Source organism: Rhodococcus erythropolis NBRC 15567, assembly GCF_001552595.1.
GTDB classification, from domain to species: Bacteria; Actinomycetota; Actinomycetes; order Mycobacteriales; family Mycobacteriaceae; genus Rhodococcus_F; species Rhodococcus_F erythropolis.
Window position 1 is genome coordinate 65,040 of record NZ_BCRM01000006.1, and the last position, 25,483, is coordinate 90,522.

26 protein-coding genes are annotated in these 25,483 nt (G+C 63.2%); 18 read left to right on the forward strand and 8 right to left on the reverse strand.

Annotated features, from left to right (window positions below; genetic code table 11):
* Positions 1-2 precede the first annotated feature (2 nt).
* The 6 genes from mtrA to secA all read left to right on the forward strand — a co-directional run bounded on the left by mtrA (position 3) and on the right by secA (position 8,768).
* Positions 3-680, forward strand: a complete 678-nt coding sequence (gene mtrA / locus RE4_RS11650) for an MtrAB system response regulator MtrA (RefSeq protein WP_003941013.1) — start codon at positions 3-5, stop codon at positions 678-680.
* A complete protein-coding gene (gene mtrB / locus RE4_RS11655) occupies positions 677-2,416 on the forward strand; it encodes an MtrAB system histidine kinase MtrB (protein WP_019747781.1) in 1,740 nt (579 codons plus the stop codon). The genes mtrA and mtrB overlap by 4 nt, the downstream gene beginning before the upstream one ends.
* Positions 2,413-4,191, forward strand: coding sequence for an MtrAB system accessory lipoprotein LpqB (lpqB, locus tag RE4_RS11660; protein WP_020907106.1), 1,779 nt, complete (start codon positions 2,413-2,415; stop codon positions 4,189-4,191). Before mtrB ends, lpqB begins: the two co-directional genes overlap by 4 nt.
* Before the next feature lie 48 nt (positions 4,192-4,239).
* Positions 4,240-4,938: a ComF family protein gene (locus RE4_RS11665; protein ID WP_041815795.1), complete on the forward strand. Its 699-nt coding sequence runs from the start codon at positions 4,240-4,242 to the stop codon at positions 4,936-4,938.
* A gap of 175 nt (positions 4,939-5,113) precedes the next feature.
* Positions 5,114-5,794, forward strand: a complete 681-nt coding sequence (hpf, locus tag RE4_RS11670) for a ribosome hibernation-promoting factor, HPF/YfiA family (RefSeq protein WP_003940893.1) — start codon at positions 5,114-5,116, stop codon at positions 5,792-5,794.
* Between the two features lie 130 nt (positions 5,795-5,924).
* Positions 5,925-8,768: a preprotein translocase subunit SecA gene (secA, locus tag RE4_RS11675; protein ID WP_019747784.1), complete on the forward strand. Its 2,844-nt coding sequence runs from the start codon at positions 5,925-5,927 to the stop codon at positions 8,766-8,768.
* Positions 8,769-8,820: 52 nt separating this feature from the next.
* Here secA and RE4_RS11680 read toward each other — a convergent pair whose 3' ends face one another.
* Entirely contained in the window at positions 8,821-9,414 is a 594-nt protein-coding gene (locus RE4_RS11680; protein ID WP_060938616.1) for an Rv3235 family protein, read from the reverse strand.
* Between the two features lie 55 nt (positions 9,415-9,469).
* Here RE4_RS11680 and RE4_RS11685 point away from each other — a divergent pair, with 55 nt between their 5' ends.
* From RE4_RS11685 to RE4_RS11710, 6 genes are all read left to right on the forward strand, one after another.
* Entirely contained in the window at positions 9,470-9,895 is a 426-nt protein-coding gene (locus tag RE4_RS11685) for an HAD-IA family hydrolase (RefSeq protein ID WP_060938617.1), read from the forward strand.
* Entirely contained in the window at positions 9,889-11,298 is a 1,410-nt protein-coding gene (locus RE4_RS11690; protein ID WP_020969222.1) for a WS/DGAT/MGAT family O-acyltransferase, read from the forward strand. Before RE4_RS11685 ends, RE4_RS11690 begins: the two co-directional genes overlap by 7 nt.
* 23 nt (positions 11,299-11,321) lie before the next feature.
* Complete coding sequence (locus RE4_RS11695) at positions 11,322-11,822, forward strand: DUF6912 family protein (protein ID WP_020969223.1); 501 nt, start codon at positions 11,322-11,324, stop codon at positions 11,820-11,822.
* Between the two features lie 92 nt (positions 11,823-11,914).
* Positions 11,915-13,033, forward strand: coding sequence for a ferredoxin reductase (locus tag RE4_RS11700; RefSeq protein WP_003940928.1), 1,119 nt, complete (start codon positions 11,915-11,917; stop codon positions 13,031-13,033).
* 24 nt (positions 13,034-13,057) lie between these two features.
* Positions 13,058-14,320, forward strand: a complete 1,263-nt coding sequence (locus RE4_RS11705) for a fatty acid desaturase family protein (protein WP_020907111.1) — start codon at positions 13,058-13,060, stop codon at positions 14,318-14,320.
* 138 nt (positions 14,321-14,458) lie between these two features.
* Positions 14,459-15,700 carry a fatty acid desaturase family protein gene (locus RE4_RS11710; RefSeq protein ID WP_060938618.1) on the forward strand — a complete coding sequence of 414 codons (1,242 nt, stop codon included), beginning with the start codon at positions 14,459-14,461 and terminating at the stop codon, positions 15,698-15,700.
* 105 nt (positions 15,701-15,805) lie between these two features.
* Here RE4_RS11710 and rsgA read toward each other — a convergent pair whose 3' ends face one another.
* The gene (gene rsgA / locus RE4_RS11715; protein ID WP_007731200.1) at positions 15,806-16,843 is read right to left on the reverse strand and encodes a ribosome small subunit-dependent GTPase A; all 1,038 of its coding nucleotides are present in this window, start codon (positions 16,841-16,843) and stop codon (positions 15,806-15,808) included.
* Complete coding sequence (aroA, locus tag RE4_RS11720; RefSeq protein ID WP_060938619.1) at positions 16,792-18,105, reverse strand: 3-phosphoshikimate 1-carboxyvinyltransferase; 1,314 nt, start codon at positions 18,103-18,105, stop codon at positions 16,792-16,794. The genes rsgA and aroA overlap by 52 nt, the downstream gene beginning before the upstream one ends.
* A gap of 49 nt (positions 18,106-18,154) precedes the next feature.
* Between aroA and RE4_RS11725 the strand changes: the two genes are divergently transcribed.
* On the forward strand, positions 18,155-18,907 hold the full coding sequence (locus tag RE4_RS11725) for an SOS response-associated peptidase (RefSeq protein ID WP_060938620.1): 753 nt from the start codon (positions 18,155-18,157) through the stop codon (positions 18,905-18,907).
* 3 nt (positions 18,908-18,910) lie between these two features.
* On the opposite strand, the gene RE4_RS11730 is transcribed toward RE4_RS11725, so the two are convergent.
* Positions 18,911-19,624: an SIMPL domain-containing protein gene (locus RE4_RS11730; protein WP_060938621.1), complete on the reverse strand. Its 714-nt coding sequence runs from the start codon at positions 19,622-19,624 to the stop codon at positions 18,911-18,913.
* 24 nt (positions 19,625-19,648) lie between these two features.
* Positions 19,649-20,143: a Cys-tRNA(Pro) deacylase gene (gene ybaK / locus RE4_RS11735; protein WP_060938631.1), complete on the reverse strand. Its 495-nt coding sequence runs from the start codon at positions 20,141-20,143 to the stop codon at positions 19,649-19,651.
* 207 nt (positions 20,144-20,350) lie between these two features.
* Between ybaK and RE4_RS11740 the strand changes: the two genes are divergently transcribed.
* Positions 20,351-21,049 (forward strand): sigma-70 family RNA polymerase sigma factor, encoded by a 699-nt coding sequence (locus RE4_RS11740; RefSeq protein ID WP_019747795.1) that lies wholly within the window; start codon positions 20,351-20,353, stop codon positions 21,047-21,049.
* Positions 21,046-21,327 (forward strand): mycothiol system anti-sigma-R factor, encoded by a 282-nt coding sequence (gene rsrA, locus RE4_RS11745; protein ID WP_003940722.1) that lies wholly within the window; start codon positions 21,046-21,048, stop codon positions 21,325-21,327. Before RE4_RS11740 ends, rsrA begins: the two co-directional genes overlap by 4 nt.
* 102 nt (positions 21,328-21,429) lie before the next feature.
* Here the strand turns inward: rsrA and RE4_RS31845 are convergent, their stop codons facing one another.
* A complete protein-coding gene (locus RE4_RS31845; RefSeq protein WP_022597109.1) occupies positions 21,430-21,504 on the reverse strand; it encodes a 50S ribosomal protein bL37 in 75 nt (24 codons plus the stop codon).
* Between the two features lie 136 nt (positions 21,505-21,640).
* On the opposite strand from RE4_RS31845, the gene RE4_RS11750 reads away from it, so the two are divergent.
* Positions 21,641-21,856, forward strand: coding sequence for a biotin/lipoyl-binding carrier protein (locus RE4_RS11750; RefSeq protein WP_007731208.1), 216 nt, complete (start codon positions 21,641-21,643; stop codon positions 21,854-21,856).
* 8 nt (positions 21,857-21,864) lie between these two features.
* On the forward strand, positions 21,865-23,367 hold the full coding sequence (locus RE4_RS11755; protein ID WP_019747797.1) for a sensor histidine kinase: 1,503 nt from the start codon (positions 21,865-21,867) through the stop codon (positions 23,365-23,367).
* Between the two features lie 119 nt (positions 23,368-23,486).
* Here RE4_RS11755 and RE4_RS11760 read toward each other — a convergent pair whose 3' ends face one another.
* Complete coding sequence (locus tag RE4_RS11760; protein ID WP_003940950.1) at positions 23,487-23,741, reverse strand: WhiB family transcriptional regulator; 255 nt, start codon at positions 23,739-23,741, stop codon at positions 23,487-23,489.
* 255 nt (positions 23,742-23,996) lie between these two features.
* Positions 23,997-24,953, reverse strand: a complete 957-nt coding sequence (locus RE4_RS11765; protein ID WP_019747798.1) for a diacylglycerol/lipid kinase family protein — start codon at positions 24,951-24,953, stop codon at positions 23,997-23,999.
* Between the two features lie 41 nt (positions 24,954-24,994).
* Between RE4_RS11765 and RE4_RS11770 the strand changes: the two genes are divergently transcribed.
* Positions 24,995-25,465: a hypothetical protein gene (locus tag RE4_RS11770; RefSeq protein ID WP_020907115.1), complete on the forward strand. Its 471-nt coding sequence runs from the start codon at positions 24,995-24,997 to the stop codon at positions 25,463-25,465.
* Positions 25,466-25,483 lie beyond the last annotated feature (18 nt).

Genomic DNA, 25,483 nt, shown 5'->3' on the forward strand with positions numbered 1-25,483 from the left:
ATATGAAACCAAGGATTCTGGTTGTCGACGACGACACGGCACTCGCCGAGATGCTCACGATCGTGCTGCGTGGTGAGGGTTTTGATCCCTACGTGGTAGGCGACGGAACCCTGGCGCTCGCGGCAGTGCGTGAGACGCGCCCCGATCTCGTCCTGCTCGATCTCATGCTTCCCGGAATGAACGGGATCGACGTATGCCGGGTTCTGCGTGCGGATTCCGGTGTGCCCATCGTGATGTTGACGGCCAAGACCGACACAGTCGACGTCGTGCTCGGCCTCGAATCCGGTGCGGACGACTACATCATGAAGCCGTTCAAGCCGAAGGAGTTGGTGGCGCGAGTTCGCGCTCGCCTGCGCCGCACCGAAGAGGAACCGGCCGAGCTGCTGAGCATCGCCGACATCGTGATCGACGTGCCGGCGCACAAGGTCAGCCGCGGCAGCGAGCAGATCTCGCTCACACCACTCGAATTCGACCTGCTGGTCGCATTGGCGCGCAAGCCGCGCCAGGTGTTCACCCGTGAAGTCCTCCTCGAGCAGGTGTGGGGATACCGCCACGCCGCCGACACCCGTCTGGTGAACGTGCACGTTCAGCGTTTGCGCGCCAAGGTCGAAACTGATCCCGAGAATCCCGAAGTGGTTCTGACGGTCAGGGGGGTCGGCTACAAGGCCGGACCGCCGTGAGCGGAGTTTCCAGGTGGCGTCGTCGTCTCAATCGACGGCTGACGCCATTTCTGCGGTGGTGTCACTCGATGAGCAACACCCTCGCGCACACGTGGCGACGCTCGCTCCAGTTGCGAGTGGTCGTCTCGACTTTGACGTTGTCCTTGATCGTCATCGTCATTCTCGGTGTCGTGCTGACCAGCCAGATCACCGATCGACTGTTGGAAACGAAGATCACCGCGGCAACCGAGGAAATGGACCGTGCCCGCGGCATCGTCGAAGACCAACTCGCGGGCGTCGACGATTCGACGGCGCTCAACGTTCAATTGGAAAGCGCTGCATCCGGACTGACAAGCCGTCGCAACCAGACCTCGGGCCAGGCCTCCGGGTCGGCCGGCACCTTCGACCCGGTGCTCATCGTGCCCGGGGACGGGCCGCGCCAGCCGACGAGTTCGGGACCGGTCGATCAAATCCCAGACAACCTGCGCGAGTTCGTCAAACGCGGCCAGATCAGCTACCAATTCGCGACGGTGTCCAACCCGAACGGTTACTCCGGTCCCGCGCTGATCATCGGTAGCCCCACCGCGTCGTCGATATCGGGACTCGAGCTGTACCTGATCTTCCCGCTCGCAAGCGAAGACCGGAGTCTGTCGCTTGTTCGAAGCACCCTGCTGATCGGTGGAGCCGTGTTGCTGGTGCTCCTGGCTGCGATTTCGCTGTTGGTTGCCAGGCAGGTCGTGCTTCCCATCCGATCGGCCTCACGAATCGCGGTGCGTTTCGCAGACGGCCGACTCAAGGAACGAATGCCGGTCCGCGGCGAGGACGACATGGCGCGCTTGGCCATGTCCTTCAACGAGATGGCCGAGAGTCTGTCCAAACAGATCACCCAGTTGGAGGAGTTCGGCAGTCTCCAGAAACGCTTCACCTCCGATGTCAGCCATGAACTCCGCACACCTCTGACCACGGTCCGCATGGCAGCCGACCTGATCTACGACGGCAGCGAAAACCTCGATCCGATGCTGCGTCGGTCGTCGGAACTGCTTGTCGCCGAGCTGGACAGGTTCGAGGGGCTTCTGGCGGACCTCCTCGAGATCTCCCGCCACGACGCCGGTGTCGCGGAACTCGCATCCGAACAACTCGACGTGCGTATGTGTGCGCGAGCGGCCGTTTCCACAGTTCGCCATCTCGCCCGCGAATCCGGCACCGAACTGATCGTGGACATGCCGGACGAGCCCGTCATGGCAGATGTCGATCCGCGCCGCGTCGAACGCATTCTGCGAAATCTCCTGGCCAACGCCATCGACCACGGTGAGGGGAAGCCGATTCTGCTTCGCCTTCGCGCCGACGACAATGCCCTCGCCTTCATCGTCCGCGACAGTGGCGTCGGGTTGCGTCCGGGCGAGGAGAAGTTGGTCTTCAACCGGTTCTGGCGATCGGACCCGTCCCGCGTGCGCCGCAGTGGCGGCACCGGACTCGGCCTCGCGATCAGCGTCGAAGACGCGAATCTGCACGACGGCAAGCTCGAGGCCTGGGGCGAACCGGGAGTCGGCGCCTGCTTCCGGCTGACGCTCTCGCGCACCCGTGGCAAGAAAGTCGTGTCGAGCCCACTGCCTCTCAAGCCGACGACCACAAAGTTCGTCCGCACCCCGAGCGAAGCCGACATCGTCGCCGATACCGTCGGCGAGGTCACGTCGTCCCTGCCGACTCCGCGCGAATCGGACTCGCGGAACGAGTCCAACGGTGGGGATCGATCATGATCGGAACCCGCCGCCGTCTGGCACTTCTCGCAACGACGCTCAGCGTGCTGTTGCTGACCGGCGCGTGCGCGAGTTTGCCGGAATCCTCCTCGCCGCAGGCAATCGGAACTCTGGCAACCGCTGTGCCCGGAACCTCCGTCGAATCACCGGCCTCGGGGCGAGAGCCGGACTTGCTGGTACGTGACTTCGTCAAGGCGAGTACCGATCCGTCCAACCGGCATGCCGCAGCCCGTCAGTACCTCACCAAAGACGCGTCGGCGCGCTGGGACGACGCGGCCAGTGCCGTCATCGTCGACAAGATCGACACCCTGTCGGCGTCGCGAACCAGTTCCGAAGCGGTGTACACGATTCGTGTGAACAAGGTCGGTCGCCTCGACCCCGGCGGGCTGTACGTCCCCGAAGAGGGCAGCTTCGAAGCGAAGATGACGCTGACGTTGACCGATGGCGAATGGCGTATCAGCGATCTGCCACCCGGTGTGATCATGGAGCGCCCGCAGTTCCTCGGCGCATATCAGCGGAAGTCGTTGTTCTTCCTCGACCCGACCAGCCAGACAGTCGTCCCCGACCTTCGCTGGATCTCCGGCGGACAGGACCAGGTGGCAGCTCAGCTGATCGGCCTCATGATCGACGGACCGAAGGCAGCGCTGGCGCCGGCTGTACGAAACGAACTCGGCAATGGCGTGTCGGTGATCGGTCCGATCACCAAGGCCGACGGCAAGCCGGGACAGGTCGGAGTCGGTCTCGGCGGTGTGCGCATCAACTTCCGTCTGGACAATCCGATGGATGCTGCGACGCGCGGTTTGTTTGCAGCGCAAGTCATCTGGACGCTCGCCAATGCCGATGTCGCGGGACCGTACGTTCTGGAGATCGACGGCGAACCGCTGGACGCGGCTCATGCGGAAGGCTGGACCACCGCCGACGTCGCGTCCACCAACCCGCTGGCCACCACGAGTGCGACCGTCGGACTGCACGCACTGCGCAACGGTTCACTGGTGAGCGTCAGCGAGCAGGAGGCGACTCCGGTGCCCGGTTTCGCGGGCAATGCGGGCAACCTCACGGCGGCTGCTCTCTCGCGGGACGGCAAGTTGGTCGCAGCCGTCGCAGACACCGCTCGGCCGGATCCAGCCACCCGGTTCGACTTGTCGCTCGGTACATACGGCGATGGTTCCGCTCCGGTGCTCGAAGGCAGCGCCATCACCCGACCTTCGTGGGAGCTGGACAACAATGCTGTCTGGGCGGCGGTGAACGGCAATACCGTCGTTCGGGTCGTCCGCGAACCAGGAACCGGTCGGGTGTCGGTCACCAACGTCGATGTCGGGGCGTTGACGTCGGTCGGCTCCACGATCTCGGAATTGCGTCTCTCTCGCGACGGCGTGCGAGCCGCGATGATCATCGACGGCAAGGTCTACCTGGCCGTGGTCGTGCGCACACCCAGCGGGGTCTACGCCCTGACGAGTCCGCGTGCGGTGGCGTCCGGCTTGGGCAGTACCGCGCTCTCACTCGACTGGAGCAACAGCGACACCATCGTGATCGCGCGCAGTGGAGCCGACATACCGGTCGTCCAGGTCGCCATAGACGGTTCACGAATGGACGCGCTGCCGAGTGGAAACCTGACCGCTCCCGTCACCTCCGTGGATGCGTCGCCGACCACCGAGTACGTCGCCGACGCGCGTGCGGTGTTCCAACTGAACAACAACGACCCCGCCGGGGATCGACGCTGGCGTGAAGTGACTGTGCTGACCGGACAGAAGGCGATTCCGGTTCTACCCGGCTGACGTCTCTGTGCTCTGGTGCATGTCGGTGCTCTGATTCATGATTCGGCCATGGGGGACAAGAAATTCGGTGCCGGATTGCTCGATCTGCTGTTGCCACGCGAGTGTGGTGGGTGTGGCCGCACGGGGACACTGTGGTGCGGTGAGTGCGCGGAACTGCTGCGTGACCATCCGGTTCAATTGAGTCCGCGCGTAGACCCGGGCGTGCCGGTCTGGGCACTCGGCCGCTACGACGGCCCCAGGCGGCGCAGTGTGATCGAGATGAAGGAACGGGGTCGTCGGGACCTCGCGATGCCTCTGGGGATCGCTGTGGCCGGCGCATTGGGCACTCTGGAACGGTGGGGCGAGGTCGGCGGCGGGGGTCGTACGCCGATCATGCTGGTGCCGGCTCCCACACGCGCCCGAGCGGCGCGATCTCGCGGGGGTGATCCGGTTCGCCGGATAGCCGAGAGTGTGCGCGAAAAGCGAGAAGTTGGTTCTGTCGAGGGGCGTCCGGTACGTGTCTGTCCGATTCTCCGGATGACGCGAGGCGTACGTGACTCGGTCGGACTGTCCGCGGCCGACCGGGTGACCAATGTGAACGGTCATGTGTCTCTCGACACCACTGCAGTCTCTTCGATTGTCGGGGACGGCGACATCGTCCTGCTCGACGACGTCCTGACCACGGGAGCAACTGCGGCAGAGTCGGTTCGGGCTCTCGCGCTCAGTGGGATTCGGACAACTCTCGTGCTTGTTCTTGCAGGGGCTTAGATGAATTTCGTTGGAACAGTGGCACTCGCGCGCGTTACGTACTAGCGTCGGCGGCACACCCGAAAATACTGGTAGGAGGTGGTACTTCGATACTGGTGCCGGGCGGATCCCCTCTCGGTACTTGCAGAATTTGCCGCCGCCCACCGTGGGGCGGGGCCGTAATTGGGAGGTACGAGTGACGACCCCTTCGCAAGCCTCGTTTTTCATCGAGGACGCCACCATCGAGCGTTCCGAGAATGCCGCAGCTCCGAGATCCGACGTCGTAGTCAAGGGACGAAATGTCGAGATCCCCGATCACTTCCGAATCTACGTTTCGGAAAAGCTGGCGCGACTCGAACACTTCGACCCCTCCATATTCCACTTCGACGTGGAACTCCAACATGAACGCAACCGACGACAGGCCAAGAGTTGCCAGCGCGTCGAGATCACCGCTCGAGGTAAAGGCCCGGTGGCCCGAGCCGAAGCGTCCGCAGACAGCTTCTACGCCGCCTTCGAATCGGTGATCGACAAGCTCGAGAGTCGCCTCCGTCGAACCAAGGACCGCAAGAAGGTCCATTACGGCGACAAGCGACCGGTGTCCGTCGCGGAGGCAACCGCCTCCCTCGTCGACGCAGACTCGCTCGGAGTCACACCGGACATTTCGCTGAACGGCCAAGAGCCGGACGAGTACGACGGCCCGGGACGCGTGGTCCGCACGAAGGATCACCCGGCTGAGCCGATGACCATCGACGACGCTCTGTACGAGATGGAACTGGTCGGACACGACTTCTTTCTCTTCCATGACAAGGAGTCGGACAAGCCGTCCGTCGTCTACCGTCGTCACGCTTTCGACTACGGATTGATCCGCCTGACATGACCCAATCGGTGGTGGGTTTGCTCGCTCGCCGCCGGTAGCGCCTACCATGGAATCCGGCCGGAGTTTTCGGACCCCGGCCGGATTTTCAGTGTGTGACCCCTGTCGCCGAAGATTGAGGACGAAGAAGACTGTGCCGTCGCTGTCGCTATCGAAGCTGCTCCGTGTTGGTGAAGGTCGCATGGTCAAGCGGCTCAAGCACATCGCCGAGCATGTGGAATCTCTGTCGCCCGATGTCGAAGGCCTGACAGACGAGCAACTCAAAGCCAAGACCACCGAGTTCCGTGAGCGCTACGCCGCCGGGGAAACCCTCGACGAGTTGCTGCCCGAGGCATTCTCCGTGGCCCGCGAGGCGTCGTGGCGCGTGATCGACCAGAAGCACTTCCACGTGCAGATCATGGGCGGCGCGGCCTTGCACTTCGGCAACGTCGCCGAGATGAAGACCGGTGAGGGCAAGACCCTGACCTGTGTTCTTCCGGCATACCTCAACGCGATCGCCGGCGACGGCGTCCACGTGGTCACGGTCAACGACTACCTCGCCAAGCGTGACTCCGAGTGGATGGGTCGCGTTCACCGCGCCCTCGGTCTCGAGACCAGTGTGATTCTCTCGGGTATGACGCCGGCCGAGCGCCGCGTCGCCTACGCAGCCGACATCACGTACGGCACCAACAACGAGTTCGGCTTCGACTACCTGCGCGACAACATGACGCATTCGCTGGACGACCTGGTCCAGCGTGGCCACGCGTTTGCCATCGTCGACGAGGTCGACTCGATCCTCATCGACGAAGCCCGAACCCCGCTCATCATCTCGGGCCCCGCCGACGGCTCCAGCAAGTGGTACAGCGAGTTCGCTCGCATCGCGCCGCTGCTGAAGAAGGACGTCCACTACGAGGTCGACATCCGCAAGCGCACCATCGGTGTGCACGAGGCGGGCGTCGAACTGGTCGAGGACCAGCTCGGTATCGACAACCTGTACGAAGCCGCGAATTCTCCGCTGGTGAGCTACTTGAACAACGCGATCAAGGCCAAAGAGCTCTACACCAAGGACAAGGACTACATCGTCCGCGACGGTGAGGTCATCATCGTCGACGAGTTCACCGGCCGCGTGCTGGTCGGCCGTCGCTACAACGAGGGCATGCACCAGGCGATCGAGGCCAAGGAGAAGGTGGAGATCAAGGCGGAGAATCAGACTCTCGCCACCATCACGCTGCAGAACTACTTCCGTTTGTACGACAAGTTGTCGGGCATGACGGGTACCGCCGAGACGGAAGCTGCCGAGCTTCACCAGACTTACACCCTCGGTGTGATCCCGATCCCGACCAACCGTCCGATGGTCCGAGTCGACAACGGCGACCTCATCTACAAGACCGAGGAAGCCAAGTTCGACGCGGTGGTCGACGATGTCGTCGAGCGCCACGAGAACGGCCAGCCCGTCCTGATCGGTACCACCAGCGTCGAGCGCTCGGAGTACCTGTCCAAGCAGTTCACCAAGCGCGGCGTTGCACACAACGTCCTCAATGCGAAGTTCCACGAAAAGGAAGCGACCATCATCGCCGAGGCCGGTCGCTCCGGTGCGGTCACCGTCGCGACCAACATGGCCGGCCGCGGTACCGACGTCGTTCTCGGTGGTAACCCGGACATCATCGCGGACATCGCGCTGCGCAAGAAGGGCCTCGATCCGGTCACGACGCCGGACGAGTACGAAGCAGCCTGGGACGCAGTCCTGGACGAGGTCAAGGCTGAGGTCAAGGCAGACGCGGAGAAGGTCCGCGACGCCGGCGGCCTGTACGTTCTGGGCACCGAGCGTCACGAATCGCGTCGTATCGACAACCAGTTGCGCGGTCGTTCCGGACGTCAGGGTGATCCCGGCGAATCGCGGTTCTACCTTTCGCTCGGTGACGAGCTCATGCGTCGCTTCAACGGTTCGGCCCTCGAGTCGATCATGACGCGCCTCAACCTTCCCGACGACGTCCCGATCGAAGCCAAGATGGTCTCGAAGGCCATCAAGAGCGCTCAGACTCAGGTCGAGCAGCAGAACTTCGAAATTCGCAAGAATGTCCTCAAGTACGACGAGGTCATGAACCAGCAGCGAACGGTCATCTACAAGGAGCGCCGCCAGATCCTCGAGGGTGAGGACATGGAGGGCCAGGTCGAGCAGATGATCACTGACGTGGTCACCGCCTACGTCGACGGTGCGACCGCCGAGGGATACGTCGAGGACTGGGATCTCGAGCAGCTGTGGACCGCGCTCAAGACGCTCTACCCGGTCGGCATCGATCACAAGACGTTGGCAGGGGAGGACGGCGCAGGCATCAACAGTGACCTGAGCCGTGACGACCTGCGAACCGCTTTGCTCGAAGACGCCCACGCGGCGTACAAGAAGCGCGAAGCCGAGATCGATGCGATCGCCGGCGAAAACGGTATGCGTGAACTCGAGCGTCGTGTCTTCCTCTCGGTCCTGGACCGCAAGTGGCGTGAGCATCTCTACGAGATGGATTACCTCAAGGAGGGAATCGGTCTGCGTGCGATGGCCCAGCGCGATCCGCTGGTCGAGTACCAGCGCGAGGGTTACGACATGTTCATCGGCATGCTCGACGGATTGAAGGAAGAGTCCGTCGGATTCCTCTTCAACCTGCAGGTCGAGGCAGCTCCGGCGCAGCCCGCGAGCGGAATCTCCGTCACGGCCGGCTCGGCCGCTGCGGCGTCCGCCACGGCGCCCAAGCCGCTCCCGACGCAGGAAGCCGCAGCCAGGACAACCGGAACTGCTGCCCCGACGGCGTTGCGCGCCAAGGGACTTGACGACGAAGGTCCGTCGCGATTGACGTACACCGGCCCGGACGAGGACGGCAAGGCGAAGGCAACGCGTGACTCGGCCGCCGACTCCGGTGACGGGGCCGCTTCGCGCCGCGAACGTCGTGAAGCAGCACGGACGCAGTCGAAGAGCAATCGAGCTCCTAAGTCCAAGCGCAAGCGCTGAGGTTCAGTACAGCTGAGCTACCAGCGTAGTTAGTACTCAGCAGGCTGGACGGTCACACCACGTGTAGTGCGGTGACCGTCCAGCCTGTTCCATCTGTATGGTCGATCCGACCCGCGACGGCAAATGTCTGCGTGCCTCGTGTGTACGTCGCACAGACTTCGGCGGTACTCTTCGACACTGCTTGAACGTGGGTGCGGTGAACGGCCGCGCCGCCCAGCTTCCGGGCAGAAAATTCCGAAGTATAAAGTCGTGCAACAACTTCCAGGACGGACGGCGTCAATACGCCCTTGAGTTGCCGCGGATTTCGTCGCCGGTCGACGGTTTCGAGAACCAGGCGAAGTGATCGGTTCCAGAAGATGTCGGCACCCGCCAACTGCGGTTCCAGCACGTGAGTGAAACCGGCACTGGACGACGTCCCGTTGTGTGGTGTCTTTCGTGGGCGACGCAGCATTCGGTCTGTTCGGCACTGCGCTCGGTCGGGTCGGCACTGCGGCTGCGTAAGCGCGACGGTATGCGCGTGAGGCTCGAATTGTGGTGCCGGCTCGAGAATGATTGTGCAGTCCTGCTCCATGACATCCCCCCGGATGATCGTGCGTCCGAGATGGTCGTCTCGGACTTCGCTCCCCCGAGCGATGGTGAGAAGCATGACACGAAACGCTCGAGATGTCGCCGTGATCACCATCGCGACTTAGGGTGATGGCGTGCGGGGACTTCTGTTGGATGTCGGTGGCGTGCTGTTCGGTCCGGGATCGGATCTCGACGGCTTGAGCGCGGTCATGCGCGCGGTGAAGGCCCGCGGAATCGTGACGGGAATCGTCAGCAACGATCCCGGCGGTGCCAATGCTCAGTGGTTGCGGGATCTCGGAGACGGGGTCTTGGTCGACGACGTGATCTTGTCCGGTGATGTCGAGATGGCGAAGCCCGACTCCGAGATCTATCTGTTGGCGGCGAGTCGTTTGGGCGTCGAGCCGGAGGACTTCGTTTTCGTGGATGATCTCGAAATCAACGTCCGGGCGGCGGTGGCAGTCGGGATGGTCGGGGTCCACCACGTCGGCTCGGAATCGACCATCGAGGAGTTGTCGATTCTGTTCGATCTCGGCGAAGGAGGGGACACGAAGCCATGGTGAACAGACTGACGACTCAGGATGCTGCTTTCTACTTCCTCGAAGCCGGGACGACGCCGATGCATGTCGGCTCGTTGGGGATCTTCAGGCAACTGCGAAACGGGATCGATCACGAGGAATTGCTTCGTCTGGTCGAAGAGCGGCTCGGATCGGTTCCGCGTTACCGCCAGCGAGTGCGTGAGGTGGCGTTCGGCCTGGCCCGCCCCGTCTGGGTGGACGACTCGGATTTCGACATCACCTATCACGTACGCCGATCGGCTCTGCCCAAACCAGGTTCCGACGAACAGCTGATGGATCTGATCGCGCGGCTGACGTCGAGACCCCTCGACAGCACGAGGCCGTTGTGGGAGATGTACCTGGTCGAGGGGCTGAGCAGAAACAGATTTGCCATCTTCACGAAGTCTCATTCGTCGTTGGTGGACGGCGAGGCGGCTCCAGAGATCAGTCAGGTGATCTTCGATCCGGAGAAGAATCGAGCGCCAGGCCCCGAAGAATTGTGGATGCCCGCCAGGCCACCGAGCGATACCAGCTTGTTGGTCAGTGCAATGGCAGATCTCGTGACGAGCCCGGGGGAGGGGATCGCGCGGGCGCGTGCAGCGTTCAACGACGTGACCACATCCGTCACCGAGGCTGTGAGTGCACTCGGGAAACTCGCGGAAGTGGTTCGAACGGCGACCCAGGTGGCCCCGTCGAGCCCGCTCAACGCCACCATCTCGCGCAATCGACGCCTTGCGGTGGCCAAGACGTCTCTCGAGGACTATCGACGTATTCGCGCGCGGTACGGGTGCGAGATCAATGACGTGATTCTCACCGTCATCGCAGGTGCGATGCGGAACTGGCTGCTCTCGCGTGGTGAGCCGGTGACCGAGGCGACCATCGTGCGGGCGATGGTGCCCATGTCGGTGTACACGGACGGCCCCGAGAGTCCCGACGTCGACGATCCGCAGGCGCCGGGGCATGTTTCGTCGTTCCTCATCGACCTGCCTGTCGGTGAACCCAACGCGGTTGTTCGGCTCTCTCACGTGGCGCATGCGACGGAGGCATTCGCGCGTCAGGGTCGGCGGGTCACCGCGCAGACGATGGTGCGAATGTCCGGGTTTGCGCCGGCGACGCTGCATGCGATGAGCTCCCGTGCGGCCAGTAGTCTGTCGCAGCGAATGTTCAACTTGATGATCACCAATGCGCCAGGGCCACAGTTCCCGCTCTACCTCGGTGGGGCTCGGATGCTGGAGATGTATCCGGTGTCGCCACTGCTCAAGAATCAGACACTCAGCATCGCCCTGACGTCGTACGACGGAAATGTCTACTACGGTTTGAATGCCGACCGTGACGCGATGTCGGACGTCGACGTCGTTCGTTCGCTGATCTTCGAGTCACTCGAGGAATTGACGGATGCGAGTCGGTGACGAACGAGCATGAAGGTGGTCTCATGAGGGTGTACGTACCGGCGACGGTCGAGATTTTGCAGAAGTTGGTCGCAGATCAGGAGTTCGACCCGATGAGCCGGACGGCTTTTGCGGTCACCCCGACTCTGCGTGAGTCGTACGCGGCGGGCGATGACGACGAGTTGGCCGAGGTCGCCATGGGGGAGGCTGCGCGTGCGTCGCTGCGGCTGATCGCCGGAACCGAGGGTGATGTCACCTTCCGGCGTGCTGTCGTTGCCGCCGACGTCGACGATGCCGATGTGAAGTTGCGGCCCGATCTCGACGATTCTGTAGTTCGATTGGCGGGTCCTGTGACGATGGCTCAGGTTGCATCTGTGCATGTCGACCTCGAACAGGCAGAATCGGACATCGAGCGCGCTGCTGGCATAGTCGACGCGGCGGATCTCGGTGACGCCGATGCCGAGTTCACGCTCGGCGACGCGGAGGACCACGAGTTGGCGTGGTACGCCGCGCAGGAGTTGCCGTTCTTGCTCGACCTGCTGTGAATGTGCTTACCGTGAAGTAACCTACGGTACCGTAACCTGATAACCTACGGTACCGTAGGCAGTGGGTTCGGAAGGTGAGAGGTGGAGGTCTGATGGGTCTGAAGGACTGGATCGAGGCACCGGCAGCGTCGGTAGTTCCGGCAGCGCGGTCGAAGCTCAATCTGCTTCGTGGTGCGGCGGCTCGGCTGACCACACCATTGCTTCCCGACGACTACCTGCACCTCGCAAATCCGTTGTGGTCCGCCCGCGAGCTGCGTGGTCAGATCGTCGAAGTCCGGCCTGAGACCACGGATTCGGCGACCATCGTCATCAAGCCGGGGTGGGGATTCGACTTCAATTACCAGCCGGGGCAGTACATCGGCATCGGTCTGCATATCGACGGACGCTGGCATTGGCGGTCGTACTCACTTACTTCGCCTCCCAACTGGGAGAACAAGCGCATTTCCATCGCGGTCAAGGCCATGCCAGAGGGCTTTCTCTCGAGCCACCTCGTCAGCGGGGCCGTGCCGTCGGGAACCATCGTTCGACTGGCCACGCCTTCGGGTAACTTCGCGTTGCCGGATCCGCCGCCGGAGAAGATCCTGTTCATCACCGCCGGCAGTGGCATCACTCCGGTCATGGGCATGCTGCGGACGATGAACCGGCGCGGTCAATTGCCCGACGTCATGCACATCCACTCGGCTCCGACGGAATCCGACGTGATGTTCGCCGACGAACTCACGGCACTGCACGCCGAGCACGAGGACTTCGTGAGTCACGTTCAGCTCACGCGCCGCGACGGAAAATTCAAACTCAGTTCCCTCGACACGGTCTGCCCCGACTGGCGTGAGCGCCACACCTGGGCGTGCGGACCCCTTCCGTTGCTCGACGAGCTCGAAGACGTCTGGAAGGCGGAAGGCATCGAGGATCGACTCCACATGGAGCGATTCGCGGTTTCGCGCATCGACGCCTCGGCGGACGGCGGCACGGTCACGTTCGAGAAGTCGGGTAAGACGATCACCGTCGACGGCGCGACGACGCTTCTGGAAGCCGGCGAGCAGTCCGGCGCCTTGATGCCCTTCGGTTGCCGCATGGGCATCTGCCAGACGTGTGTCGTGCCTCTCGTCGCCGGCCACGCAATCGACCTACGCTCGGGAAAACAGCACGCGGAGGGCGAGCGCATTCAGACGTGCATCTCCGCTGCCGCCGGCGACTGTACGCTGGACGCATAGCTTCTAGGCACACGGAGGACCACGGTGGCCATCACCGATATCAAAGAGTTTTCGCACCTCACCGAGGCCGATGTCGAAGCTCTCGGACGTGAACTCGATCAGATTCGACTCGACATCGAAGACTCTCGTGGAATCCGGGACGCCCGCTACATTCGTCGCGTCATTCGCGTCCAGCGGGCGTTGGAGCTCGGTGGGCGTATCGCGCTGTTCGGCAGTCGGTACCGACCGGCATGGCTGGTCGGCACGACCCTGCTGAGCCTGTCGAAGATCATCGAGAACATGGAGCTCGGGCATAACGTCATGCACGGGCAATGGGACTGGATGAACGATCCCGAGATTCACTCCGTCTCGTGGGAGTGGGATCAGACCGGTCCTTCCGAGCACTGGAAGCGTGCGCACAACTACCAGCACCACACGTACACCAACGTCGTCGGGATGGACGAGGACCTCGGTTTCGGGATCCTGCGTATGACGCGGGACGAGCCGTGGAAGCCGATCAACCTCTTCCAGCCGATCGCCAACGTGATCTTGGCGGCCACGTTCGAGTGGGGCATCGCGCTGCACGACCTCACGGCGGCAGCCGAGTTGGAGGGCGCGGAAAAGGGGCAACTGAACTCGCAGGCGAACAAAGACTTCGCGCGCAAGATCTTTCGTCAGGTGGGCAAGGACTTCATCTTGTTCCCCGCGCTGACGGGGCCGGCGTGGAAGTCGACCATGACGGCCAATGCCACCGCGAATCTCGTGCGCAACCTGTGGGCGTACGTCGTCATCTTCTGTGGTCACTTCCCGGACGGCGCCGAGAAGTTCACCGTTGCCGAATTCGAGCAGGAGACTCGTCACGAGTGGTACCTGCGCCAGATGCTCGGTAGCGCGAACTTCAATTCGGGCAAGCTCATGGGACTCATGAGTGGCAACCTGAGCTACCAGATCGAGCACCACGTCTTCCCTGATCTGCCGAGCAACCGCTACCCCGAAATTGCCGTGAAGATGCGTGCATTGTGCGAGAAGTTCGATCTCCCGTACACCACCGGTTCGCTCTTCAAGCAGTATCTCCTGGCGCTGCGCACGATCCACAAGCTGGCCTTGCCGGACAAGTGGCTGACTGCGACCTCGGATAATGCTCCGGAAACGTCCTCGGAACTACGGTTCCGTGACTCAGGGTTCCGGGACGCAGCCATGGCGATGGTCGAGGACCTGCGTACCGATCCGGTCACCGGCAAGCGCCTCGGATTGTTGACCGCACTCAAGTCGCAGGCGCGTTCTCGCATGCCGAAGCGCCGGAAGTGATATAGGTTACATCGGGAAAAACCTAACCTACGGTGCCGTAAGTTACGCTACAGTAGGTGCAGTTGATCTGAACGATTCGAAGTCATGATCGTTCTGCACTTACTACTTTGCGCCTAACTCACTGCTAGGAGGCTTTCCATGGCGATTGCAGATGTCAAGGAATATGCACATCTCACGGACGCCGACATCGAGGCGCTCGGCCGCGAACTCGACGCGATTCGTCGCGACATCGAGGAGTCGCGCGGCGAGAAGGACGCGCGCTACGTGCGCAACGTCATTCGCCTGCAGCGTTCACTCGAAATTGGCGGCCGCGCAGTGCTTTTCGCCAGCCGTCGCCGTCCGGCGTGGCTCGCCGGAGTTGGCCTGCTGACGCTCTCGAAGATCATCGAGAACATGGAACTCGGGCACAACGTGATGCACGGTCAGTGGGACTGGATGAACGACCCGGAGATCCACTCCACCTCGTGGGAGTGGGACGTCACCGGCCCGTCTGCGCACTGGAAGCAGACCCACAACTACCTGCATCACAAGTACACCAACGTCCTCGGAATGGACGACGACGTCGGATACGGACTCTTGCGCGTCACCCGCGATCAGCGATGGAAGCCCTTCAACGCCGGCAATCTGGTCTACAACACGCTGCTCGCGCTGTTCTTCGAGTACGGCATCGCCGCACAGCACCTCGAGCTCGGCAAGGTGGCCAAGGGCCGCGCCGACAAGGGAGAGACCCAGCGCAAGCTCCGCGAGGTCGGCGAGAAGATCGGCAAGCAGGTCCTGCGCGACTACGTCATCTACCCGGCCATCACCGGCCCGGCGTGGAAGAGCACGTTGTCGGCCAACTTCACCGCCAACACCCTGCGGAACGTGTGGACCAACGCGGTCATCTTCTGCGGTCACTTCCCGGACGGTGCCGAGAAGTTCACCAAGGAAGACATCGACAAGGAAACGCAGGCTCAGTGGTACCTGCGTCAGATGCTCGGCAGCGCCAACATCGAGGGCAGCGCGCTCATGGACTTCATGACGGGCAACCTGAGCTACCAGATCGAGCATCACCTGTTCCCCGATCTGCCCAGCAACCGCTACAAGGACATCGCGGTCACGGTGCGTCAGCTCGCGGACAAGTACGACCTGCCGTACACGACGGGCCCACTTGCCGTGCAGTACGCCAAGTCCTGGCGCACCATCGCCAAGCTGTCGCTGCCCAACAAGTACCTCAAGGACACCGTCGACAATGCGCCCGAGACGGCGTCGGAGCGGATGTTCGACGGCGAACTGACGTCGACTGTCGATCCCGTGACCGGGCGTCGTAACGGTCTCAAGAGCGCCATCGCACGTAAGCGCAAGAGTGGAAAGCTGCGCAGCCTCCTCGGCCTGCGCTGATTTCCCGCCTGCGCTGACCAGACGCAACAAGCGGCCCGACACCATTCGACATGGTGCCGGGCCGCTTTGCTGTTCTCGCGCTGGGGCGTCGTGCAGGGGTGTCGCTCAGTACTGATCGTTGGACTTGATCGCTTCCAGCAGTTGTCGCACAGCGACGACGCGTCGAGCGGATTTGCCCTCCAGCAGGTCGAGCTTGCATTCGGGGTCTGCCGGCGGCCCGAGGTGCGTGCATCCGCGCGGGCAATCCTCGATCGCCGCAGCGAGATCCGAGAATGCAGCCACCACGTTCTCGGGCGAGATGTGCGCCAGACCGAACGAACGGATGCCCGGGGTGTCGATCACCCAACCGCCACCGGCGAGGGGGAGTGCCACCGATTGCGTCGATGTGTGCCGGCCCTTGCCGACGCCGGATACGATGCCGACCGCTCGATTGGCATCGGGGACAAGGCGATTGACCAATGTCGATTTTCCGACGCCGGAATGTCCGATCAGGGCGGTCAACTTGTGCTCGAGGATCTGCGTCAGTTCGTCCAGGGGATCGTCGCGACCGGCGACGACCACTTGGATGTCGAGGTCGGCGAAAGTGCTCGCGAATTCCTCGGGTGGTTCGAGGTCGCTCTTGGTCAGGCAGACGATCGGTGTCAGGCCACCCACGTAGGCGGCGACCAGTGCGCGCTCGACAAAACCGGTGCGCGGTGGGGGATCGGCGAGTGCCACGACGATGAGCAACTGCTCCGCGTTCGCGACGACGATGCGTTCGAAGGGATCAGTGTCGTCGGCCGTCCGTCGCAGAACCGTAGAACGCTCGGAGACCCGGACAATACGGGCGAGGGTATCGGTTTTGCCGGACAGATCGCCGACGATGTCCACCTGATCGCCGACGACGATGGGGGTTCGGCCAAGTTCGCGGGCACGCATCGTGACGATCAGTCGGTCGGGGTCGCCGCCGAGGACGCAACCCCAACGGCCACGATCCTTCGACACCACCATCCCCGATTCGGCCGAGAGATGTTCGGGCCGAGTCTTCGTACGGGGGCGGGATCCGCGGCCGGGACGTACCCGGACGTCGGACTCGTCGTACTGCCGCGGACTCAGAAGCTTGCCTTCGGTGTCGCCGGCGAACTCTCGAGCATGTCGATCCACATGTTCTCGAAGCCGGGCAGTGTCTTGGCTGTGGTTCCGACATCGTCGACGTCGACGCCGTCGACGACCAGGCCGATGATGGCGCCGGCTGTTGCCATGCGGTGGTCGGCATACGAGAGCCATTGTCCGCCATGGAGTTCCGCGGGAACGATCGTGAGGCCGTCGTCGGTTTCGGTGACGGAACCGCCGAGCTTGTTGATCTCGTCGGCGAGGGCGGCCAGACGGTCGGTCTCGTGCCCGCGCAGGTGTGCAATACCTCGCAGATGCGAGGTGCCCTCGGCGAGAGCGGCCAGGGCCGCGACGGTGGGGGTCAGCTCTCCCACGTCGTGGAGGTCGATGTCGATGCCGCGCAGTTTCTCCGGGCCGCGAACGGTCAGCAAGCCGTCGGCAAGAGTGACGTCGGCGCCCATCGAGGCGAGGATCCCGCGGATCGCGTCGCCGGGCTGCGTCGTCGACGACGGCCACATCGGGACGCTGACGGTTCCGCCGGTAACAGCGGCTGCGGCCAGGAACGGTGTGGCGTTGGAGAGATCGGGTTCGATCGCCCAGTCCACGGCGCGCACCGGCCCCGGTGCCACCCGCCACGTGTCTGCGTCTCCGCCCGTGGCCGGTGTCGTCACGGAAACTCCGGATTGGCGGAGCATCTCGACGGTCATGTCGATGTGTGGCATGGACGGGACGGGCTTGCCGTCGTGGTGAACGGTGACACCCTCTTCGAAGGCAGCAGCCGAGAGCAGGAGACCGGAGACGAACTGCGACGAGCCGGATGCGTCGATGGTGACCGTTCCTCCGCGTAGGGATCCGGTTCCGGTGACGGTGAACGGGAGTGCGTCACCCTCGATCCGAGCGCCGAGACCGCGCAGTGCCTCCAAGATGGTGCCGAGTGGGCGGGTGCGTGCTTGCTCGTCGCCGTCGAAGCGGACGCTGCCGTCGGCCATCGCGGCGAGCGGCGGCAGGAAGCGCATCACGGTGCCGGCAAGGCCGCAGTCGACCTCGCCGCCGCGCAGGGGCCCAGGGGTGATGCGAAGCGTGGTCGGATCGCCGGCTTCCTCGACGCCGATGCCGAGGTCACGCAGAGCTGCGATCATCAGGTCGGCGTCACGGCTGCGAAGTGCACCGGTGATCGTGGACGGGCCATCCGCAAGTGCGGCAAGAATCAGAGCTCGATTGGTGATGGACTTGGATCCGGGCAGCGTCACCACTGCATCGACGGGTGCTTGGGCCCTCGGGGCGCTCCACAGACTCAGACTCACATGGTCCATCTTCTCTCATCGGTGGGGGAATGGTCGAAACCGTGCCACCCTGGGTGTCATGTGCGGAAGGTATGCGACCACAGCGGACCCGGCCACCCTGGCGGTGGAACTCGATGCGCTCGACGAGACGGACCACTCGGCGCCCGTCGAAGCCGACTACAACGTGGCCCCCACGACCGAGGTGTTGACCGTCGTCGAACGCCACGATCGGGAAAATCCCGACAGCGATCCGACCAAGAGGATTCGGCGGATGCGATGGGGATTGGTGCCGTCGTGGACCAAGGAACTGGGCAAAGGCCCGGTCCTGTTCAACGCCCGCGCCGACTCGCTGGCGGAGAAGTCGGCGTTTCGGACCGCCTTCAAGTTCAAACGATGCCTGGTCCCCATGGACGGGTGGTACGAGTGGCAGACCGAGGCCACCGGCGGGAAAAAGGCAGCGAAGATTCCCTACTACATGCACCCCGACGACGGATCACGGCTGTTCATGGCGGGCGTGTGGTCTGCCTGGCGGGACCCGAGGGTCGAGAACGCGAGCCCCGTCCTGAGCTGCTCGATCGTCACAGTCGACTCTCTCGGTCACCTCGAGCAGGTTCACGACCGCATGCCCCTCGCCCTGCCTCGTGACCGCTGGGAGGCGTGGCTCGATCCCGACAACACCGTCGATTCGGCTCTGCTCGAACCGGTACCGGACCTCTTCGAGCGGATCGACGTCGATCGAGTCCGGCCGCTGGTCAACAGTGTCAAGAACAACGGGCACGAGTTGATCGAGCCGGACGTCGACCGTGCCGGCGAGCAGATCAGCCTGCTCTAGTGGTCAGCCGAGAGCCCAGGTAACGGTCACCTCGAACGAGACCTGCTGGGTTCCCGGGGCGAGAACCATGTCGGACATCGAGGCGTCGGGAGCGCGCATGGTCTGACCGCCACTCGTGTCGTGTGCCTCGGTGATGGTCACGACGTTCTCGAGCGACGTACCGGACAGATCCGCGTACTGCTCGGCACGGTTCTTGGCGTCTTCGAAGGCCCGGGTGCGAGCGTCGGCCAGAAGCTGAGAGTCGTCGTCGATGGCGAAGGCGACGTTGCCGAGCCGTGCCGCGTTTCCGCCCGCCGCGATGCCGGCGTCCAGGACAGAAGAGGCCTTGTCGAGATCGCGTACGACGATTCGTACCGAGTTGGTTGCCCGGTAGCCGGTCACGTTGCCGCCGACGAACGGTCCGCCGCTGGCGTCGTACTGCGGCTGGACGGACAGATCGCTTGTCTGCACGTCCTCGGGGGCCACACCGGCGGCGACTATCGCGTCGATCATCTGACGGGCCTTGTCATTCGACTCCGAGACCGCTCCCGATACATCCGGGGCAACCACCTCGATGCCGATGTCGGCATGGAGGATGTCCGGCGCCCCGCGGACCTGCCCTGATCCGACTACCGTGACTTCCTTGGCGGCATTGTCCGAACTCCCGCAGGCCGTCAGCGAGACGGTGAGAGCTGCCGCTGCAGCGGTCAGTGCAAGAGTTTTCAGGTGTGGTCGCATGGTGAGACCGTAGCGACCGGATACTCAGCCCGCCGTGATTTGCGCCGTGACCGCGCCACTCAACTGCGCGAGGTCCGTCGGAGCCAGCTCGATCTCGAGCCCGCGTCGACCGGCGCTGCAGAGAATGCGGTCCCAGTCGAGCGCCGACGCATCGATCACGGTCGGCAGTTTCTTGCGCTGGCCGAGCGGCGAGATACCGCCGAAGACGTAGCCACTAGAACGCTCGGCTTCGGCGCGATCGGCCATGACGGCTTTGCTTGCACCGAGGGCAGCGGCTGCGGCTTTGAGCGAGAGCTTGTTCGGGACCGGCAGGACCGCGACGGCGAGCTTGCCGGTGTCGAGTTTGACGACCAAGGTCTTGAAGATCTGTGCGGCCTCGACTGCTACCAACTCGGCCAGTGCAGTGACCGCCTCGTCGCCGAACGATTCGGCGCGAGGATCGTGGTCGTAGCTGTGAACGCGGTGCGGTGTCTTCGACTTGTCGAGAAGTACGGTCGCAGGGGTCGCTGTTCCGGCCATGAGGAACACCCTATGTGGATCGCCGACAGGTGCATCCGACCAGGCCGGGAACAGAGTCGCAGACTCCCGTGTTGGTACCAGTTGATGAAACTTGTCCCGAGAAGCGAAGGAGCGACCGTGCTGGCTGTGTGTGAGCCACCACCGGCCCGTGGGTCGGATCTTCAGTTGGCGGTAACCTTGATCCCTACGGCTAGTGAAGGGATCAGAGTGCTGGAACACGACCGGCCCAAGGACGAACCGTCAGGGGTAACTGAACCTATCGACGGCGCTGTGTCCGAAACGCCCGAAACTGCGGATGAGTTGATTGCCCGGTTCGAGCGCGACGCGCTCCCGCTGCTCGACCAGTTGTACGGCGCTGCCCTGCGCATGACGCGGAATCCGGCTGATGCCGAGGATCTCGTGCAGGAGACGTACGTCAAGGCGTACACCGCTTTCCGTTCGTTCCGTGCTGGTACCAACCTGAAAGCCTGGCTGTACCGGATTCTCACGAACACCTACATCAACTCGTACCGAAAGAAGCAGCGCCAACCCGCGCAGTATCCGACGGACGAGATCACCGACTGGCAGTTGGCCGCCACCGCCGAGCACACCTCGACGGGGCTGCGATCGGCCGAGGTGGAGGCGCTCGACGCGTTGCCTGACGACGACATCAAGGCGGCGCTGCAGTCGCTTCCCGAGGAATTCCGTATGGCCGTGTACTACGCCGATGTCGAAGGATTCCCGTACAAGGAGATCGCGGAGATCATGGGCACACCCATCGGAACGGTGATGTCGCGACTGCACCGTGGTCGCAAGCAATTGCGTGGTCTTTTGGCCGATGTCGCAAAAGACCGGGGATTCAATCGGGACGGCGCGGTCGACACAGCCACAGTCGCAGCCACCGAGACGGAAGGTGTCACACGATGAGTGAGCAGGACGAATTCGAAAGGCTCGACTGCTCGGCAGTCATCGCCGACGTCTGGTTGATGCTCGACGGTGAATGCGACGATTCAAGTCGTGCTCGCCTGCAGCGTCATATCGACGATTGTGGATCGTGCCTCGAGGCCTACGGGATCGAGGAGAAGGTCAAGAGCCTGATCAACCGTAAGTGCGGTGGAGACCACGCGCCGGAAAGCCTGCGTCAGCGGCTCACTGTCGAGTTGCGTCGGACCATCGTCATAACGACTACCGAAACCGACAGCTAGCCCGTCAGCGAAGATCTGAGCGGCAGCAGTCGGAAGGCAGTAACGCCGAGGGGCGGGGAAGCAATGCTTCCCCGCCCCTCGGACGTTTTGTTGCGCTACATGTCAGGCGTTTGGACGCTTGCCATGGTTAGCGGCGTTGCCCTTACGGCTGCGCTTCTTACGACCACGCTTACCCATGATTGGTCTCCCTTCTGTTTCTTTCGCGTCATTGTTTCACGCCGATGCCGGTGTGGTTCCATTGGCAGGTCGATCGAGTGATCCGTCGACGTATTTTCGTGGTCAGAGTGCAGTTCCGACAGAAGTGAGGTTCACGATGGCAGAAGACGTGCGCGCCGAGATGGTTTCGACGGTCTACCAGGTCGTCGTGAGCGAGGGAGACGTCGTTGCGGACGGCGACACCCTGGTCATCCTCGAATCCATGAAGATGGAGATTCCCGTCCTGGCCGAAGTTCCGGGAACGGTGACGACGGTGGGCGTCAAGGTCGGCGACGTGATTCAGCAAGGCGATCTGATCGCCGTGATCTCCTAATCCGGACGATGTCCACTCTCAGTGACCTCCTCGCCGAACACACCGATCTTCCCGGTGCGGCGGTCGACCATCTCCAGCGCGTCGTGGGGGAGTGGCAACTGCTCGCCGACCTCTCCTTTGCCGACGTTCTCTTGTGGGTGGGCACCGAATCGGAGAAGAACCGATCCGAGGGGACGGTCATCTGCGTCGCGCATTGCCGGCCGACAACGGCATCGACGGCTTTTCCGGAGGACGCGGTCGGAACGGTCGTTTCCGAGTCCGAGCACCCGCAGGTTCTTCGCGCTCTCGTCGAGGGCCGCGTCGTGCGCGGGGAAGACGAGACGTGGCGTGAAGGAATGCCGCCGCGTCGGGAAGCCGTTCCGGTGCGTCTGGACGGGCGAGTCATCGCGGTTCTGAGCCGCGACACCAACCTGTCGCACCAGCGAGCGCAGAGTCCGCTCGAGCTCGCGTATCTCGATTGCGCCGAAGACCTGTGTCAGATGATCAGCGACGGAACCTTCCCGATCCGAGAATCGCGCTCCGACACGAACTCGAGCCCACGTGCGGGCGACGGCTTCATCCGTCTCGATACCGAAGGCACCGTCGTCTATGCCAGCCCGAACGCGCTCTCGGCCTATCACCGGATGGGTCTGAGTTCGGATTTGGTGGGCCAAGACCTCGCGGCGTTGACCCGTTCGTTGGTCACCGACCCGTTCGAGTCTCAGGAAGCTGCGGGATACATCCGAGATACGTTGGCGGACAAGCCCGGTCGCCGTATGGAGATCGAGGCGCGCGGGGCGACCGTTCTGCTGCGAGCCCTGGTTCTCAAGCCGGGCGGCCGGCATGTCGGTGCGGCGGTCGTCGTCCGCGACGTCACCGAGGTCAAGCGTCGTGATCGCGCTCTCCTGAGCAAGGACGCAACCATCCGCGAGATTCACCATCGAGTGAAGAACAACCTGCAAACCGTCGCGGCGCTTCTGCGTCTACAGGCCAGGCGAACCGGCAACGACGAAGCGCGACAGGCGTTGACAGAGTCGGTGAGGCGCGTGACGTCCATCGCCCTCGTTCACGACACCTTGTCGATGTCGGTGGACGAAGAGGTGGATCTCGACGAGGTGATCGACCGGTTGGTTCCCATGCTCTCCGATGTCGCGGGAGTGGGTGTGCCGGTGGCGATTCGGCGTGAGGGCAGTTTCGGAGTGTTCTCCGCCGAGCGCGCCACCCCGCTGGTCATGGTGCTGACGGAGTTGGTGCAGAACGCGATCGAGCACGCTTTCGATCCGGGAGTGACCGGCACGGTCACACTCAGCGCCGAGCGTTCTGCGCGCTGGTTGGACGTGATCATCCACGACAACGGGCGCGGCCTGCCGGAGAACTTCGACCTCGAGAAGTCCGATCGGCTCGGACTCCAGATCGTGCGGACTTTGTTGGGCGCCGAACTCGGTGGCTCGCTCGGACTGCACCCGGGAAGCGGTGGCGGCACCGACGCGGTTCTGCGCGTGCCGCTCGGTAGACGCACTGCGCGTTACTGATTCGAGCAGCGTTAGCGATTCGAGCAGACAAAAAGCCCGACACCATGTGGTGTCGGGCTGTCGTCTTCGACTGTGCGGAGGGGCTGTTCTCCGCCGCGAGTCGAACGTCTCGGTTCTACCTAGACGGAAGTGCGTGCACGGGTACGTGCGTTACGACGCTTGAGTGCGCGGCGCTCGTCTTCGCTCATTCCGCCCCAGACGCCTGCATCCTGACCGGACTCGAGAGCCCAGGACAGGCACTCGGCGGTGACGGGGCAGCGGTTGCAGACAACCTTGGCATCAGCGATCTGAGCGAGGGCCGGTCCACTGTTTCCCACCGGGAAGAACAGTTCGGGATCCTCGTCGCGACAGATTGCGTTGTGGCGCCAGTCCATCTTTTTTCGCTCCTTAATTGGGTGTGTATTCACACCATTTGGTACCAATGAGTTTGTGTGTGCGTCATCAATGTTTCCGCACTGTTACTTGTGAATGCTTTCACGAACTCGCGGTATGTCAATAGGTTTGAACGGGTTCGTGGGCCAACTCACTAATTTGTGACACACCTGACGGCCACCTGGGCGTCACCGGCATTTTACCCGATTTCGACTATTCGGCACCAGAGTTTTTGCAGGTCAAACGTGTTGCCTGACTCACGTCGGAATCGGTGCGAACACTTCCAGTGCATCCGGGACCGAGGTGAATTCGACTTTTTCGCGAAGTCCGATGTAGTCGCCGTCCATCTGCAGTCCGATCGGTCGCGACGATTCGATGGTGATTGTCGGGACGTCGTCGGTGCGTAGAAGGACCTTCGATTTCGGTTCTGCGCCGCGTGCGAGGAGCTGTCGCACAACCCGCAGAGACGGTAGGACTTTGGTGCTCGTCATGGCGAAGATGCCGAGTCCACTGTCGAAGGTCGTTCCCGGATTGGTGTGTACGGGACGCTCTTCCAGATATGTCCACGGGCTCGAGTTCGACACGAACGCGTAGTGGACTCCGGAGACGGGATCCTGATCGGGGAGGTGGACTGTCAGGGCGGGCTCGGCTCGCTTGGCACGGAAGAACGCCGCGATTGCGGTTCGGACGTACCGGGCGGGTGTGGCGGCGTCACCGTTCTTACGGCTGGCGTCGACGGCTTCGCATACATCGGCGTCGAGGCCCATTCCGGCGTTGAACGTGAACCAACGGTTGTCGCAGTGTGCGAGCCCGATTCGGCGTCTCGTTCGTTCCGAGAGTAGATCGACGAGTTGGTTTGTGGCGTCGATCGGGTCGGCGGCAATACCGAGTGAGCGCGCGAAAACGTTTGCCGAGCCTCCCGGGACGACAGCGATCGTCGGGATCGGACCGACCGGAACCGATTTCATCGACGCGGGATGCGGTGACCCGAGCAGTCCGTTGACCACTTCGTTGACCGTTCCGTCGCCGCCGTGGACGATCACCGAGCCGAAGCCGTCTTCGTGGGCTTCGCGCGCCAGTTCGGCAGCGTGTCCCCGATGTGTGGTGTGCGCCACAGTAAGTCGCACCCGACTCTCGAGGGCGTGTGCCAACAGGTCACGACCGGCAGCGGTGGTGGAGGTGGCATTGGGGTTGACGATCAGCAGTGCGCGCACGGGGCATGAGCCTATCCGGTGTCGTGTTCTAGGCTGGCCTCGTGCCGAATACCGCCAGTCCGAACGCCCTGCCCAAGACAGTCACATGGGCAGGTGCCCTCGTGACGCTGCAAGGGCTGGTTGCCGCCGGGTTCGCGATCGTCGCAGTGATTCGCGGCGCGACCGGCCACGATCAGAGCGTCACCAACGGATACGGATTTGCCGCCTGGGTCGCGATCCTCGGCGGCGCGGTGTTGGCAGCCGGTATCGCTTTGCTGACGGGCCGCCGGTGGGGCCGGGCAATCGCCGTCGTCGCGCAGTTGCTGCTCCTGCCGGTCGCCTGGTCGCTCCTGACCGATTCGCATCAGGTGCCGCTCGGCATCGTTCTGGGTGTCGTCGTTCTCGGCGCTCTGGGCTGCCTGTTCTCGGCTCCGACGTCTCGATGGATGGCAGCGGAGTACGGAGCGTACGCAGACGAGGTGTCGCCGGAAGAGGGACACCCGGACGAGACCGAAGAGCCGCGGGACAAGTAGGACGGAACGCCTACCCTG

What these genes read in the sequence shown, in the direction of transcription:
- mtrA (WP_003941013.1), top strand. Translation starts at nt 3, where the DNA reads ATGAAACCAAGGATTCTGGTTGTCGACGACGACACGGCACTCGCCGAG.
- lpqB (WP_020907106.1), top strand. Translation starts at nt 2,413, where the DNA reads ATGATCGGAACCCGCCGCCGTCTGGCACTTCTCGCAACGACGCTCAGC.
- RE4_RS11665 (WP_041815795.1), top strand. Translation starts at nt 4,240, where the DNA reads ATGGGGGACAAGAAATTCGGTGCCGGATTGCTCGATCTGCTGTTGCCA.
- RE4_RS11680 (WP_060938616.1), bottom strand. Translation starts at nt 9,414, where the DNA reads ATGCTTCTCACCATCGCTCGGGGGAGCGAAGTCCGAGACGACCATCTC.
- RE4_RS11690 (WP_020969222.1), top strand. Translation starts at nt 9,889, where the DNA reads ATGGTGAACAGACTGACGACTCAGGATGCTGCTTTCTACTTCCTCGAA.
- RE4_RS11695 (WP_020969223.1), top strand. Translation starts at nt 11,322, where the DNA reads ATGAGGGTGTACGTACCGGCGACGGTCGAGATTTTGCAGAAGTTGGTC.
- RE4_RS11700 (WP_003940928.1), top strand. Translation starts at nt 11,915, where the DNA reads ATGGGTCTGAAGGACTGGATCGAGGCACCGGCAGCGTCGGTAGTTCCG.
- RE4_RS11710 (WP_060938618.1), top strand. Translation starts at nt 14,459, where the DNA reads ATGGCGATTGCAGATGTCAAGGAATATGCACATCTCACGGACGCCGAC.
- aroA (WP_060938619.1), bottom strand. Translation starts at nt 18,105, where the DNA reads ATGGACCATGTGAGTCTGAGTCTGTGGAGCGCCCCGAGGGCCCAAGCA.
- RE4_RS11725 (WP_060938620.1), top strand. Translation starts at nt 18,155, where the DNA reads ATGTGCGGAAGGTATGCGACCACAGCGGACCCGGCCACCCTGGCGGTG.
- RE4_RS11730 (WP_060938621.1), bottom strand. Translation starts at nt 19,624, where the DNA reads ATGCGACCACACCTGAAAACTCTTGCACTGACCGCTGCAGCGGCAGCT.
- ybaK (WP_060938631.1), bottom strand. Translation starts at nt 20,143, where the DNA reads ATGGCCGGAACAGCGACCCCTGCGACCGTACTTCTCGACAAGTCGAAG.
- rsrA (WP_003940722.1), top strand. Translation starts at nt 21,046, where the DNA reads ATGAGTGAGCAGGACGAATTCGAAAGGCTCGACTGCTCGGCAGTCATC.
- RE4_RS11750 (WP_007731208.1), top strand. Translation starts at nt 21,641, where the DNA reads ATGGCAGAAGACGTGCGCGCCGAGATGGTTTCGACGGTCTACCAGGTC.
- RE4_RS11755 (WP_019747797.1), top strand. Translation starts at nt 21,865, where the DNA reads ATGTCCACTCTCAGTGACCTCCTCGCCGAACACACCGATCTTCCCGGT.
- RE4_RS11760 (WP_003940950.1), bottom strand. Translation starts at nt 23,741, where the DNA reads ATGGACTGGCGCCACAACGCAATCTGTCGCGACGAGGATCCCGAACTG.